Below are 14,264 nucleotides of genomic sequence, written 5' to 3' on the forward strand. Positions count from 1 at the left end.
GCCGGCTTCTGTCATTGTGACAATTTCATTAGGATAACCTCGCTAAACCATTGCAGATTGCCGCTCGCGAAACCATATTTACACCGATTTTAGAATCGATGACCTCTTTAAGAGCATCTCTAATTTGTTCTTCACTCATTTGCCTTCACGTCCTTAGGCTTTTATTCTGACATTATTCTGCCCTAATCATAGATATGGGTATGAGCTGCAATTACTGGTATGGGCTGCTGCTTGACATCTGAATATTTTCGATCTGTTCTGCACAATCTTTGATTTAACTTCCCGGAAAGGATGGATGAAGCTGTGACCGATCTCAACAACATTCATAACGAGCACCGTCGTACCGATAACAACGGACAGCGGCACAATAAAGTTCATGGCGGCGAATTTCGAAATGGTCGTTTAAGCCAAATTAAAAATAACAATCCTGATGGTGAAGAAGTGCCCAATGAGTATTTAAGTCAAAAAGAATAAACGATTCAAGGTTTCTGACGATCGGGCTATTTGGGAAAAGTGATCAAAGGAGAGATCATCATATCTGCTCCTTTGATCGTTAACAACCGAGCTATTGCTTTCAATTAGAGGTGACAGTGATGATAAAATTTGTTTTAAAATGGATCGTTATTGGAGCTATTGTCGTATCATTATTGATGTATTATGCTGATGTTTCTTTCACCAGCGCCGCAATTACAGCAACTGCTCTTACTATAATCGCCTATCTCGTAGGGGATCAGCTCGTCCTTCGGCTTACGAACAATACGGTAGCCACTATTGTAGATGCGATATTGGCTTATGCTTTCTTATGGTTTGTAGCCGACCGAATGGACTGGGATCTTAGCAGCGGAGAGATATTGGTTATGACTGTGATCATTGGTATTGCAGAATGGTTTATCCACCGTTATATTTTGCGTGAACAATTATCCGTAAAAGGATAGAGAAGTTGTTAAGGGCGAGCAGACTTTGGTTAATAACCAGGGTCTGCTTTTTTTATCTGGAAATCGTCCCAATCAACCTATTGCCAAAACTAATGTTATTAGTTAAAATAAAACTAATGGTATTAGTTTTTGTATATGAGGGAGGCTAATTAAATGAAAATAACGTCGTTCGGTAAGGTTCATCAACTGTCGTTCATGCCTTCGTTGTTTCCGGTCAACTGTTATTTAGTTGAAGAGGACAACGAGCTGACGCTGATTGACTGTGCATTGCCATACAGTGCCAAAGGAATTATGAATACAGCAGCGGCCATCGGCAAGCCGATTACACATATTGCGCTTACTCATGCACACGGCGACCATATTGGAGCATTGGATGAGTTGAAACGGCAGCTTCCGGAAGCGAAAGTATCGATTTCGGCACGAGATGCTAGGCTGCTTCGCGGTGACCGCTCATTGGATCAGCATGAACATCAGCAGCCGATTCGGGGCGGCGTACCAAAGCCGGGAGCGATTCAGACGGTGCCCGATCTGCTCCTGTCTGAAGGAGACCGAGTCGGTTCATTTGAAGTCATCGTTTCCCCAGGCCACACACCAGGCTCGATCTCGTTCTGGGAACCTAACAGCCGTATTCTTATTGCAGGGGATGCTTTCTCGCTGCGAGGAGGAACGGCAGTATCCGGTAAAGTCGTACCGTTATTTCCGTTTCCGGCTATGGCAACGTGGAGCAAAGAGCAGGCCGTTATGAGCGCTGAACGTCTGCTGCAGCTGGAGCCTGCTGTGCTGGCGGTAGGGCATGGAAGCATGCTTCATCATCCGCAGCAATCCATGTCAAGAGCAATCGCGCAAGCGAGACAGGCTCTTCAAGCATAGGGGGAAGCACTATGTCACCAAGGGTTGGATTGGATTATGGAATGATCGTTCGGGCTGCAGCAACGATTGCTGATGAGTCAGGCCTGTCAGCTGTAACGCTGGCCTCACTTGCACAGAAGCTTAACGTTCGTCCTCCGTCATTGTATAACCATGTCGATGGTCTGCCGGGTGTGATGGCAATGCTAAGGCTGCATGGCTTGCAGCAGCTGCTGCAGACTATAGAAGCTGCGCTTCAACGTAATAATGAAGAAGAGGGCGAAGCGCTGCTGCAAGTTGCAGAAGCCTATGCTGCTTTTGCGCTGCAGCATCCAGGCTTGTATGAGGCGACCCAGATATTGCCGGATGCGGAAAATCCGGAAGCGGCAGAAGTGTCGAAACGAATTGTGGAGCTGGTGTCCCGCTTGATTCGTCGTTATTTACCGGTGTCCGTAGATGAAGAGGAGGTTATACATGCTGTAAGAGGGTTTCGAAGCTTGCTGCACGGCTTCACTTCACTTAGTAATACGGGCGGATTCGGGTTGCCATATTCAACGAATGAGAGCTTTCAATATATGATGCGAGCGTATTTGAACGGCATTAACTACACGTAACCAAACCTGTAAGAGGGGGTAGCTCTGAATTAATGCTAATCCAAACGTCGAATAATACTGAGCGCGAAGATGCGATGTTACCCCGCCAGTCTGCGAAGGAAGCTGGACTGGAATATAAGCGGCTGGACCGGATGCGTCAGCAGTTACCTGCTCTTGGTATGAAGAGCGTAGTCCTTGTATCGAACGGTTCTCTCGTTTGGGAATGGCACGAGCATGGGGAGGATCGGCCGCTGTCGCTTTATTCATGTACGAAGAGCGTAATATCGCTGCTTATTGGCATTGCGATTGGCCAAGGACTTCTGTCCGGGATGGAGGAACGGGCGGCGGAATGGCTCGAACCGCTCCGCCGTTCGGCTGATAGTCGGAAGCGGGAGCTTACAATCGGTCATATGCTGACAATGACAGCGGGCTTCGATTGGCAGGATTTCGATAAGCCGTATTGGGCGATGAAACGGACAAATGATTGGGTGGCATTCGCGGCAGATCGTCCGATCATTCATGAACCAGGTAAAGTGTTCTGCTACAACAGCGGCTGCTCTCATATGCTGTCTGCTGTATTGACTGCCGCGGCCGGCAAGAGCGCAATGAGCTTTGCTTCAGAGCATTTATTCGGACCATTAGGCATTAAGCGAGCGGCCTGGAGCTCACGCAACGGGATCAATGACGGCGGTACGGGGCTGCACTTAAGCTCGCGCGACATGGCGAAGCTCGGCTTGCTTTGCTTGCAGCAGGGGCGAATGGCTGGAGAACAGCTTGTGCCGGCAGATTGGCTGGACATAACGACTAAGCCGTACCATAAAGCGCTGTCTCATTATGAACCACATATATACGGTTGTTACGGTGGGCATTGGTGGGTCGATGAGGGCGACGGGGCTAGCGGACCGTTTTATTTCGCCTTCGGCTACGGTGGTCAATATTTGATCGTCGCGCCAAAGCTGCAAGCTGTTGCAGTTATTCGTAAGAAGCCCGCCGGTCGCAACCAAGCAATCATATCACGGGATTTATTTCATTATGTGCTTGTTCCTTCTCTTCCCCGTTGATCTAGACCTGCCGTTCCCTACTCATTCTCGCTTACATACTCTATTTAATAGTAAGTAAGCAAGAGGTGAGGTTATATGGCTGTAGTTATCGATCCTTCCGCACGAAATCCGATTATGGGAAGCAGCAAATTTACTAAGGATGAGCTTACTCGTTTCGTTCGTACTGTCAACCCTGCGTTCAAGCCGGAGATTGCCGAGGCTTTTCTGAGTGTAGGAGCTAAATACGGGATTCGAGGCGACGTTGCGCTCATGCAGTCGATTCATGAGACGAATTGGTTCCGTTTTGGCGGTGACGTCTCAGCTAACCAGCATAATTACGCCGGCATCGGAGCGACAGGCGGCGTTCCTGGAAATTCTTTTCCATCGATTACAGCAGGAGTTACGGCACAGATTCAGCATCTGTATGTTTACGCGGCAACGACAGCGCTTCCTCCTGGAGAAGTATTAATTGACCCGCGTTATTCGGCCGTAAAACGCGGTTCGGCTGTGAACTGGGAGGACTTAGCCGGCAAGTGGGCGGTACCCGGCTACGATAAGACGAAATACAGCTCGCTAGATGCCGCATTAAAAGCTGGAGACAGCTATGGACAACATATTATGAAGCTGTACGCAACGATGAATGAAACGATTAAGGCGGAAGGACCATTGGTTGTACTTGATGCCGGACACGGCGGCAGTGATCCGGGGGCCAAAGGCTTCGGAATTGTTGAGAAGGATCACGCACTCGCGATCGCATTGAAAGTCCGTGAGAGGCTGTTAGCAAGGTTCGCGGTACGAGTTCGGATGACGAGAGAGTCCGATCTGTTTATCCCGTTGCTGGAACGAGCGTCGTTTGCTAATGGCTGGGGAGCGGATTACTTTGTATCGCTGCATCATAATGCCGCAGGAGGCAAAGGGTTCGAAACCTACGTCTACACGGGCACGAGGCAGAAGGAATCGGGCAAAAGACAAGATGTTGTACATGCCGCCATTATGTCCGCGCTGCGTCCCGTTGGAGTCGTAGACCGAGGGAAGAAGGAAGCAAGCTTCGCCGTTATTCGCGAGACGAGGATGCCTGCCATTCTAATTGAAAATTTGTTCGTGGACAATGCAGAGGACGCGGCGCTCTTGAATAATCCGAATGTGATTGATAAGCTGTCTGATGCAATTGCTGAAGGAATAGCCCAGGCGCTTAAGCTGCAAACGAAGCTGGTTCCGGAACCGGAGCCTGAACTACCGCTTTCCGCTGAGTATCCAGAAGGAACACCGCAATGGAAGATTGACGCTGTAGAATGGATGTACGAACAGGGGTTGCTGACGGATAAGAGGTGGAAGAAGCAGCTGGAGCAGCCATTGCCTCTCTGGGCTGAGGCTGCAGTTCTCAAACGGCTGTACGAGATGCTGTTGAATTTGTAGAGGATAAAGGCTGTGCATTGCTCAGTGAGAGTGAGCGTCGTGCAGCCTTACTTATTTGATTTAAAAATCGCACCGATGACGTAATGTCGTACTTACGCAATAATAAGCAAAGCTGTCTCTAAAGTCGTTAGAGGATAACCTTAGAGACAGCTTCTTATGTACATTTAGAATATTAATGGCTGTTTGACTCGCTGTCGTTCATTAGCTTCAGCCGGTCGAACAGATGGAACAGCAGGCTGAGCACAATCGCTGCAACAGTGGCGAGTACCATACCTTTCAGCTCCAGGTTGCCGAACTTTAAGGTCGTACCGCTCAAGCCGATGACGAGCACGATCGTCGTAAGCGCGATATTGCTCGGCTTGCCGTAGTCGACCTTCGTATCGACGAGCATTCGAATGCCTGCTGCCGCGATAACGCCGAACAGCATAAGGGAAACACCGCCAAGAACGGCATCCGGTACAGCGTCGATTAAGGCGGACAGCTTCCCAAGGAAGGAGAGCACAATCGCGAGAATGGCTGCACCGCCAATGACAAATACAGAGTATACGCGCGTAAGCGTCATTACGCCGATGTTCTCGCCGTACGTTGTGTTAGGAGTAGAGCCTACAAAGCCGGACAACATCGTGGACAGTCCGTTACCAAGCAGCGAACGATGAATCCCAGGATCACGGGTAATGTCGCGCTCAACGATTTTCTCGGTAACAAGCAGATGTCCAATATGTTCAGCGATGACTACGAATGCAGCTGGAAGAATCGTCAATATAGCCGAGCCGTTAAATTCTGGCGCCGTAAAGGTCGGAACTGCAAAGAAGCTGGCTTCTTCCACTTGTGTAAATTCGGTCAATCCGAGCAGCCAGGCAAGCAAATAACCGAGTACGAAGCCGGTTAGAATCGGAATGATTTTCATAAACCCACGAAATACGACGGAGCCGATCATGACGATGAGTAATGTCGTGACGGATACGATAATCTCCTTTGAGTCCGGAGACCATCCCTCAGAGCCGTCTGTTATCCATCCGGCCATCTGAGCAGCTGTCGGAATGAGCTCCAGTCCGATAATGGCAACAATGGCACCCATCGCAGCAGGCGGGAAGACGACATTCAGCCAGCCAGTGCCTGTCCATCGAAGCAGCAGCGCGAATAAAGTGAAGATGAGGCCAACGATAACGAAGGCACCCAGCGCCTTCGGATAGTTGGCAGCGGTATTGTCGTTAAGCACGACCGCGACCGGTGAAATAAATGCAAAGCTTGAGCCTAGATAAGCTGGAATTTTACCCTTACATACTAGTAAGTACAGCAGTGTGCCAATCCCGTTCATGAGCAAAATGGTTGAAGCGTCCACGTTAAACAGAGCCGGTACGAGCACCGTCGAACCGAACATAGCAAATAAATGCTGCAAACTTAGCGGAATGCTCATTAGAAGAGGAGGCCGCTCATCTACATGAATCATACGCTGCATGAAGGTTCCCTCCTTAAATATTGATTCAAAGCCATCAGTCATCATCCCTAACGTTAGAAATATAATGCGGGATTATTTTACCCCATTAGGCATGAATTTTGCACTAGTTATTTCAAAGCGGACAACCAAAACATAAAGAATCTTTAAAATATCCATTATTTGATAGATATATGATCCGTAAGTTACTATAATCAGTTTAGTGAGAAATGTGGTGTGATCTTTAATCACATCGATCATCCAGTGGAGAGCAGCTTTTAGCATAACCGGCTGCAGCTTATTATACTGCCATATACAACAGGAGGACAGCTATTCATGAGGAAAGGGGCAGTCGAATTTGGCCTCGATTGATATGTTTCAAATTAACGGAACGGCGAAGACAATCGATGAAGTACTTATGAGATTGGATCGGATCGTGCAGCATTCCATCGATACCGGCAGCAGAATCGGTTATTTCGCCGCGATGTATCGAACGGTTACAGCTCGAATGAAGGCGGAAATTGAAGCCGGGAGATTCGAAGATAATCCCAGGATGGAGCGGCTGGACGTATGCTTTGCTAACCGTTTTCTCGATGCATACGCAGCTTATATGAGCGGAGGTCGGTGCAGCCATTGCTGGCGTATCGCATTCGACGCTGCGGAGCAATCGAAACCGCTTATTTTGCAGCATCTGCTGCTTGGAATGAATGCACATATTAATTACGATCTCGGTATAGCAGCGGCAGATATTTGCGAAGGCGATACAATCCATTCCCTTTATCATGACTTTAATAGCATTAACGATATCCTCGTATCGATGATCGATGAGGTCAAGCATGATCTAGATACGTTATCTCCGTGGATCAGTTGGCTTGATGAACAGGACGGCCGTGCGGCGGATACGATCATTCATTTTAGTATGAACAAGGCGAGGAGCTGCGCTTGGGAATTCGCTCAGCAATTGGCGGCTGCCGATGGTCAGCGCAAGCTGGAGCTTATGGCACGTAAAGGCATGGATGCCGCGTTGCTGGGGCAAGAGGTTCTTCGGCCGCCAGGAATGATATTCAAGGCGATCCTTTGGCTCGTTCGTCTTCGTGAGTCTGACGATGTTGTCCGTAATATTATACAATTGTTTGACTCAACGAAAGCTCTTAACGGTCCTCATCATGACGGAACGATATCGCTATAGCATCATAGATATAGGCGACATGTAGATGCTGAACCGTTGTTTCGGCGGTTTTTTTATATAGTAGGGTTGAATAAAGGAGAGGAGAACGGATTGTGGACAACATCATGGCGATGGCCATTAACGCAAAAGAAGGCTCGAGGGATGATTTTGTCCGCATAATTCGTATGTTCGAGACCATGATGTATCGCATTGCGTTCGATATTTTACGTTCCGAAGAGAAGGCGGCGGGCGTCGTGCAGGATACGATCATTGCAGCATATCGACAATTTCACTTGCTTCATGAGCCAAGATACGTACAGATGTGGCTAATTCGAATATTGATGAACAAGTGCGGCGGAAGCCCATCTAGTATGATGATGGAGCGGAATTTATATGGTGCGATTGACATGCTTCCTTGGGAGTTGGGAGAGATTTTACTGCTTTATTATATTGATAATTTGTCGCTTCGAGCTATTGGTGAAAGACTGCAGCTTACAGAGGTTGAGGTCAAAGCTAGACTGCATCAGGCAAGAGAGCAGCTTACACTAATTTTGGATGAGCCTGCACAGGATTAGCCAGTATTCAGAATTTATCTTATTAGACATAATAAACGAGTGTTGTCGATTGACTGTTTGCATCGAATAGAAAATAATGTTACATTATAAAAGTTAGTTACAAACACTTCATGGAGGTGCATTATTTTTTATGTCTTCACAAGCGTTCTTTTCGGCAGTAAAGTCCCGTCGTTCAATTTATGGAATTAGCAAGGAGAAAGTCGTCAGCAATGAGCGCGTTCAAGAAATTATCGAGGACGCACTGAAATATACTCCAACCTCGTTCAACTCGCAAAGCGGCCGGATTGTGCTGCTGTTCGATGAGCAATCCGACAAGCTGTGGAAGTTGGTGACAGAAGTGCTGCGCCGCAAAGTAGGAGATAGTGATTCGTTCAAAGCAACAGAAGAGAAGCTGGCGGCATTCGGCAGCGGCTATGGTACGGTTCTCTTCTTCGAGGATCAATCGGTTGTTGAAGGATTGCAGAAGCAATTCCCGTCATATGCGGATCACTTCCCAGCATATTCCCAGCATTCCTCCGGCATTTTGCAATTTATCGTATGGACGGCGCTTGAACAAGAAGGTCTCGGTGCAACGCTTCAGCACTATCAGCCGTTGATTGACGCTGATGTACAGAAGGAATGGAACGTGCCGGCGAACTGGAAGCTTGTCGCGCAAATGCCTTTCGGAAAACCGACGGTGCAACCGGGCGAGAAGCAGTTCCAGCCGATAGAAGAGCGCTTGAAAGTATTCAAATAATATAATCACAGCTACAATATGAAGTCCGGATGCTTCACGGGGATTGTTTGTCCACTGCGAGCAGCCGGACTTTATTATTTTTAAATGAATAGACATTTCTATGAAACAATTTCTGAGGCTTATTCGTCATATATAAGGAACGGATAACTAAGGTGAAGGGGATAACCGCCATGAGAACAATCATCACACTCGGAGCTGCAGCAGCAGCCGTATGGATTGTACTCACTATAGGACTGGACGGTCATGGCAAGGAGTCGAAGCCATTTGCTGCACCGGAAGTCAGCGCAGCCGAAGCGACGAAGACTGCATTCGTAGAAGGAATTGAACAGCATAATGGACGATATGTGCTGACGCTGGATTACATCGATTGGTTTGAGGGCGATGCAGCGACGCAGATTTTCCGAGAGCGGGAACCGGACCCCGAAGTGACAGAACCGCCAGACGGCTATTATATCGTCAATGATGATACTACCTTAGAAACAGTAGTGCTGAGTGAGAATGCGCATATTCTAATGCAAATATACGACCGTCCAGATGAAGAGAGCGGAGCAGATATCGTTCCAGATGAGCCGATTACAATTGAACAGTTCGCCGAGCTGATCGAACAAGGAGAAGAAGCGATGATTAACGTCAAAGATTTTCCTTATCATATCACGCTTAAGGATGGTCAGGCGGATGTAATCGTTCAACAATTCATCCCCTGAGTAAGATTGCTGGAGACTGAGGATGAATCTGGTTAGACTGGTGAAGCATAACTGTATTTTTCGATGAACGTGGGGCTATAATATTCGGGTTAATGAAATCAAGAGGAGCATGAACATGACAGAAGAAGCAAAACCCGAATTGATCGCCACCAAAATTTACAAGTGCAAAAACCCGGAGTGCAAAGCCTGGGTAAGAGAAGAGTTCGGTTCCGAAGGGCAGCTCTGTCCGATATGTAAAGGTCCGATGATGCGAAGCATGAGGCATTTGCCAAAGGTGCAAAATAAAATAAAACGTCAACCGAAGAAGAAGGATCCGTACGCTTAAGGAGTTCGTACTTGTTCGATCAATTAAATATCAGGTATTCATAAGACTTAGGAATCGGGACATTCCCCCGGTTCCTTTGTTGTTTAACTTTCTTGCATGGACTTTAACGCGAGTAAAGGCTATAGTATAGTAAGTGGAGCTGGGTTATCGGTAACCCTCCAATGAAGAGATTCGAACGTTCGGAGGCGATCTTGTGACAAGAAATAATACAACTCTTTGGTATAAACAACCCGCCAATGAATGGGTCGAAGCGTTCCCGATCGGAAACGGCAAGCTGGGAGCTATGGTATTTGGGCGTCCATATCACGAAAGGATTCAGCTGAATGAAGATTCGGTATGGCTTGGCGGTCCCCAGCAGCGCGGCAACCCGGCTGCACTTGCGAATATGGCCGAAATACGCAAATTGCTGTTCGACGGACAGCCGGAGCAAGCGCAGGAGCTCGCATATCGCTCGATGGTATCGCAGCCCGAAGGGATCGGGCCCTATCAGACGCTTGGTGAATTGAATCTATCGTTTATTGAAGAAGAAGAGAGCGAAGGTGACGCCTGGAAGGAGCCCGTACAATATGAAAGAGCGCTTGATCTGACGACCGGCATTGTTCATGTAGAATATGAAGCACAAAGCATTCAGTATAAACGGGAGTCGTTCGTAAGTGGGCCTGATTCGGTTATTGTCTATCGCTTGAGTGCGGACCGTTCTGGCTCAATCTCCTTCGAAGCCTCGCTTACTCGTGAGGGGATGGAGCCGATTGTTCCATATGGGGATAATGGGATGGTTATACAAGGGCAATGCGGAGCGGATGGCGTTCGGTATGCGGCCATTCTGGCAATTGAAGCAAACGGCGGCAGCGTGACGTACGAAGGCAACCGAATGTCGGTACTAGGTGCCGATTCGGCTGTTATTTACGTAGCGGCAGCGACAACATTTCGGGAGGAGAATGCTGCGGAAGCGTGCGCTGCGGTGATTCATGATGCACTGGCAAAAGGGTACGAGCGCATTCGGGCGGATCATATCGAGGCACATAGGCAGTTGTTCGGCCGTTTTGAGCTGGAGCTGTTCGGTCGCTCGGGCTCTAATAACGAGCTGTGCGAGCTGCCTACTGATGAGCGGCTGCGTCGGTTACGCAGCGGAGAGGAAGATCACGGCCTTATCATATTATTCGTACAATATGGACGCTATTTGCTAATTTCAAGCTCACGTCCGGGCAGTTTGCCAGCGAACCTGCAAGGCATCTGGAATGAGTTTATGACCCCGCCTTGGGAGTCGGATTTTCACACGAACATTAATGTTCAAATGAACTACTGGCCTGCGGAAGTAACGAACCTGTCGGAATGTCATGAGCCGCTGTTCGACTTTATCGACAGGCTGAGAGTGAACGGCCGGAGGACTGCGCGTGAAATGTATGGCGCACGCGGCTTCTGCGTTCATCACGCAACCAACCTGTGGGCAGATACTTCGGTCGTGTCAAGCTGGCTGCCAGCTATGTTCTGGCCAATGGGCGGCGCTTGGCTGACGCTTCATATGTGGGAGCATTATTTGTACAGCCAAGATCTTGCGTTTCTGCGTGATCGGGCTTATCCCGTGATGCGCGAATCAGCTGAGTTTTTTCTCGATTTTATGGTGCAGGGACCTGATGGCCGCTTTGTAACGGCGCCGTCGGTATCGCCGGAGAACAGCTACCGGCTGCCTAACGGCAATGAAGGCGCGTTATGCGTCGGACCTTCGATGGATACGCAAATGATTCGGATGCTGTTCGAAGCATGCTTAACGTCGATCGAGCTGCTTGGACTGGATGATTCTATCGCAGCTGAGCTCCGTGATCGGCTTGCTATGATGCCGGAGCAGGGCATTGCGAGCAATGGAACGCTGATGGAGTGGTCGGTCGAATACGAGGAGCCGGAGCCGGGCCATCGTCATATTTCGCATCTATTCGCCCTCCACCCAGGCGATGCCATCTCACCGGATGTCACTCCAGAGCTGGCTATGGCAGCCCGTAAGACTCTGGAGAGAAGATTGGCACACGGCGGCGGTCATACGGGCTGGAGCCGGGCGTGGATCATCCACTTCTGGTCGCGCTTATTCGACGGCGAGCAGGCCTACTCGAATTTGATCGAGCTGCTTGCGAAATCTGTTCATCCGAATCTATTCGGCGATCACCCGCCATTCCAGATCGATGCGAACTTTGGCGGCACTTCGGCCGTAGCCGAAATGCTGCTGCAATCGCATGCTGGATTGATTCGGCTGCTGCCAGCGCTGCCGAAGGCATGGCCTTCCGGCAGCGTAAAAGGCTTGTGCTTACGCGGCGGTGCGGAAGCGAATCTAGAATGGGCAGCTGACAAGCTCGTGAAGGCGGAGCTGCGCTGCAGCTGCAGCGCTGTGCTAAAGCTTAGAATCGACGGTGAGTGGACGATCGAACAAAGCGGAGAAGCCGCTTCAGAACGTTTTCATCCAGGAGATGTAGCTGTATTGAAAGCGGATGCTGGCGATATTTTTACGATTAAAGGTAAATAATAGAGGCATTAATTCAAGCACAACAGTCGGATATTCCGGCTGTTTTGTTTGTTAACCAGTCCTTTCCTCCGATATGCTTATCTTCCTGTACGTTGTGATAGGTTGTCGAATGCTTTATAATTCGATCGAGATTATAGAATGCGCGTTGAAAATTTTGTTCAGCAGAAAGGGATGAGAGGCACGGCCTATGTTCTTAATTCGCAAATATAGAGCCCGTTATGGGAAGTCCTTCGGCATCGCAATCTTGTTCCTGATGCTGGAGGCGTTGGCCGACTTGCTGCAGCCGGCGATTCTGGCTCATATTATCGATAAGGGAGTCGTACCCGGCGATATGGAGGTTGTATATCGAAGCGGGGTTATCATGCTGCTCATTACTTGTATGGGCGCAGTTGCAGCAAGTACAAGAAATGTGCTGTCAAGCCGTGTGTCTCAGCGGTTCGGGGCTGAGCTTCGAGGCGATTTGTATCAGAAAGTGCAAACGCTGTCATATGCGTCGATTGATAAGCTGGACAGAGCATCACTCATTACGCGATTAACGAACGACGTCACGCAAATTCAGAACTTTGTGAACGGCTTGATGCGAATATTCGTAAAAGCGCCGCTGCTCGGTATCGGTGCGGTTATTATGGCTGTTCGGCTCAATCCGCCATTGTCCGTCGTGCTGCTCGCCGTCGTACCGATCGTCGCATTTTTAATAATTATGAATCTTCGTATCGGCTTTCCAAGGTTCGCCCGTGTTCAGCAATCGCTGGACCGGCTGAACGGCTATACGCGTGATTTTTTGTCCGGTATTCGGGTTGTAAAAGCGTTCAATCGTTATGAGGATGAAGCAGAGAAGTTTGAAGCCGCCAATGAATCGTATCGGTCGGCTAACGAAACCGCGATGAGAGCAATGGCGTTATTCAATCCGCTTATTGCGCTTACCGTCAATATAGGGATTGTTGCCATACTGTGGGTTGGCGGCGTCCGAATCGATGGCGGCCATATGCAGCCAGGGCATGTTGTAGCATTCATTAACTATATGCTGCAAATCTTGTTCTCTCTCATGACAATCTCGATGGTGTTCAATATGTTCGTACGAGCTAAATCCTCAGCAGGTCGCGTTATTGAAGTGTTCGACAAGCCGGAACGTCCATCGGGCAAGTTAATGCTGAAGCAGGAAAGAGCGGCGGATTCTGTTCCTAATGGCGAGGCGGTAAGGTTTGACCGCGTAAGCTTCTCGTATGACGGACCAGGTGGAGAGGCCGTGCTGCACGATATTTCGTTCCACTGCAGGCCAGGTGAAACGGTCGGTATCATTGGCTCTACCGGTTCTGGTAAAAGCACCCTTGTCAGCCTCATCCCACGTTTCTATGAAGCCACTTCTGGCAGCATCTATGTTCAGGGCAGAAATATTGCGGATATTGATCCTGTATCCCTGCGCAGCACAATTGCGATCGTACCGCAGCAGGTTGTTCTGTTCTCTGGTACGGTAGAAGACAATATCCGTTGGGGCAATGAGCAGGCGACGGAGGAACAGATTTGGGAAGCAGCACGTGCCGCGGCGGCAGATGAATTTATTACAGCGCAGCCAGACGGCTACCGCTCACTCGTCGGGCAGGGCGGTGTCAATTTCTCGGGCGGTCAGAAGCAGCGTCTGTCTATTGCGCGGGCGCTCGTACGTAAGCCGGACATCCTAATTCTCGACGATTGTACGAGCGCGCTTGACGTGTTGACGGAAGCGAGAATCAAACAATCGCTTAAGCAGATCAGCGGTCATACGACTTGCTTGCTTATTGCTCAGCGAATAACGTCAGTCATGGATGCTGATCGGATTATTGTGATGGATAACGGTAGAATCGTGTCAATCGGTGTACATAGTCAGCTGCTTCAGCAGTGCAAAGTGTACCAAGAGATATTCCGTTCACAGTGGGGAAAGGAGGCCGACCAGCATGCCGCAGCAGCCCAATCGTAACAGCAGTTCAGTACATAAATCTGAG

At 49.1% G+C, this 14,264-nt stretch carries 14 protein-coding genes; 13 read left to right on the plus strand and 1 reads right to left on the minus strand.

Annotated elements, in window-relative coordinates; genetic code table 11:
- Positions 1–303 precede the first annotated feature (303 nt).
- From PXY01_RS22285 to PXY01_RS06935, 6 genes are all read left to right on the plus strand, one after another.
- Positions 304–474, plus strand: a complete 171-nt coding sequence (locus PXY01_RS22285) for a hypothetical protein (protein ID WP_164744312.1) — start codon at positions 304–306, stop codon at positions 472–474.
- Between the two features lie 119 nt (positions 475–593).
- On the plus strand, positions 594–935 hold the full coding sequence (locus PXY01_RS06915; protein ID WP_127568632.1) for a DUF2512 family protein: 342 nt from the start codon (positions 594–596) through the stop codon (positions 933–935).
- Between the two features lie 153 nt (positions 936–1,088).
- Positions 1,089–1,805 (plus strand): MBL fold metallo-hydrolase, encoded by a 717-nt coding sequence (locus tag PXY01_RS06920; RefSeq protein WP_127568634.1) that lies wholly within the window; start codon positions 1,089–1,091, stop codon positions 1,803–1,805.
- A gap of 11 nt (positions 1,806–1,816) precedes the next feature.
- Entirely contained in the window at positions 1,817–2,395 is a 579-nt protein-coding gene (locus PXY01_RS06925) for a TetR/AcrR family transcriptional regulator (protein WP_127568636.1), read from the plus strand.
- Positions 2,396–2,427: 32 nt separating this feature from the next.
- The gene (locus PXY01_RS06930) at positions 2,428–3,435 is read left to right on the plus strand and encodes a serine hydrolase domain-containing protein (protein ID WP_127568638.1); all 1,008 of its coding nucleotides are present in this window, start codon (positions 2,428–2,430) and stop codon (positions 3,433–3,435) included.
- Positions 3,436–3,510: 75 nt separating this feature from the next.
- Positions 3,511–4,830 carry an N-acetylmuramoyl-L-alanine amidase gene (locus PXY01_RS06935; protein ID WP_127568640.1) on the plus strand — a complete coding sequence of 440 codons (1,320 nt, stop codon included), beginning with the start codon at positions 3,511–3,513 and terminating at the stop codon, positions 4,828–4,830.
- Between the two features lie 172 nt (positions 4,831–5,002).
- Here the strand turns inward: PXY01_RS06935 and uraA are convergent, their stop codons facing one another.
- Positions 5,003–6,289 carry a uracil permease gene (gene uraA, locus PXY01_RS06940; RefSeq protein WP_127568642.1) on the minus strand — a complete coding sequence of 429 codons (1,287 nt, stop codon included), beginning with the start codon at positions 6,287–6,289 and terminating at the stop codon, positions 5,003–5,005.
- 334 nt (positions 6,290–6,623) lie between these two features.
- Between uraA and PXY01_RS06945 the strand changes: the two genes are divergently transcribed.
- The 7 genes from PXY01_RS06945 (at position 6,624) to PXY01_RS06975 (ending at position 14,239) form a co-directional block, all read left to right on the plus strand.
- The gene (locus tag PXY01_RS06945) at positions 6,624–7,454 is read left to right on the plus strand and encodes a DUF5995 family protein (protein ID WP_127568644.1); all 831 of its coding nucleotides are present in this window, start codon (positions 6,624–6,626) and stop codon (positions 7,452–7,454) included.
- 92 nt (positions 7,455–7,546) lie between these two features.
- A complete protein-coding gene (locus PXY01_RS06950) occupies positions 7,547–8,008 on the plus strand; it encodes an RNA polymerase sigma factor (RefSeq protein WP_127568646.1) in 462 nt (153 codons plus the stop codon).
- Positions 8,009–8,138: 130 nt separating this feature from the next.
- A complete protein-coding gene (locus PXY01_RS06955; RefSeq protein WP_127568648.1) occupies positions 8,139–8,744 on the plus strand; it encodes a nitroreductase family protein in 606 nt (201 codons plus the stop codon).
- A 170-nt stretch (positions 8,745–8,914) separates the two neighbouring features.
- A complete protein-coding gene (locus PXY01_RS06960; RefSeq protein WP_127568650.1) occupies positions 8,915–9,448 on the plus strand; it encodes a hypothetical protein in 534 nt (177 codons plus the stop codon).
- A gap of 115 nt (positions 9,449–9,563) precedes the next feature.
- A complete protein-coding gene (locus PXY01_RS06965; protein ID WP_246027817.1) occupies positions 9,564–9,773 on the plus strand; it encodes a cold-inducible protein YdjO-related protein in 210 nt (69 codons plus the stop codon).
- A gap of 193 nt (positions 9,774–9,966) precedes the next feature.
- The gene (locus PXY01_RS06970) at positions 9,967–12,285 is read left to right on the plus strand and encodes a glycoside hydrolase family 95 protein (RefSeq protein WP_127568654.1); all 2,319 of its coding nucleotides are present in this window, start codon (positions 9,967–9,969) and stop codon (positions 12,283–12,285) included.
- A gap of 187 nt (positions 12,286–12,472) precedes the next feature.
- Positions 12,473–14,239 carry an ABC transporter ATP-binding protein gene (locus PXY01_RS06975; protein WP_127568656.1) on the plus strand — a complete coding sequence of 589 codons (1,767 nt, stop codon included), beginning with the start codon at positions 12,473–12,475 and terminating at the stop codon, positions 14,237–14,239.
- Positions 14,240–14,264 lie beyond the last annotated feature (25 nt).

It is taken from the genome of Paenibacillus xylaniclasticus, assembly GCF_004001065.1.
GTDB lineage: Bacteria > Bacillota > Bacilli > Paenibacillales > Paenibacillaceae > Paenibacillus_T > Paenibacillus_T xylaniclasticus.

Bases quoted from the DNA above. Each gene is read 5' to 3' on its own strand.
- PXY01_RS06915 (WP_127568632.1), top strand. From the start codon at position 594: ATGATAAAATTTGTTTTAAAATGGATCGTTATTGGAGCTATTGTCGTA.
- PXY01_RS06920 (WP_127568634.1), top strand. From the start codon at position 1,089: ATGAAAATAACGTCGTTCGGTAAGGTTCATCAACTGTCGTTCATGCCT.
- PXY01_RS06925 (WP_127568636.1), top strand. From the start codon at position 1,817: ATGTCACCAAGGGTTGGATTGGATTATGGAATGATCGTTCGGGCTGCA.
- PXY01_RS06930 (WP_127568638.1), top strand. From the start codon at position 2,428: ATGCTAATCCAAACGTCGAATAATACTGAGCGCGAAGATGCGATGTTA.
- PXY01_RS06935 (WP_127568640.1), top strand. From the start codon at position 3,511: ATGGCTGTAGTTATCGATCCTTCCGCACGAAATCCGATTATGGGAAGC.
- uraA (WP_127568642.1), bottom strand. From the start codon at position 6,289: ATGCAGCGTATGATTCATGTAGATGAGCGGCCTCCTCTTCTAATGAGC.
- PXY01_RS06955 (WP_127568648.1), top strand. From the start codon at position 8,139: ATGTCTTCACAAGCGTTCTTTTCGGCAGTAAAGTCCCGTCGTTCAATT.
- PXY01_RS06960 (WP_127568650.1), top strand. From the start codon at position 8,915: ATGAGAACAATCATCACACTCGGAGCTGCAGCAGCAGCCGTATGGATT.
- PXY01_RS06965 (WP_246027817.1), top strand. From the start codon at position 9,564: ATGACAGAAGAAGCAAAACCCGAATTGATCGCCACCAAAATTTACAAG.
- PXY01_RS06975 (WP_127568656.1), top strand. From the start codon at position 12,473: ATGTTCTTAATTCGCAAATATAGAGCCCGTTATGGGAAGTCCTTCGGC.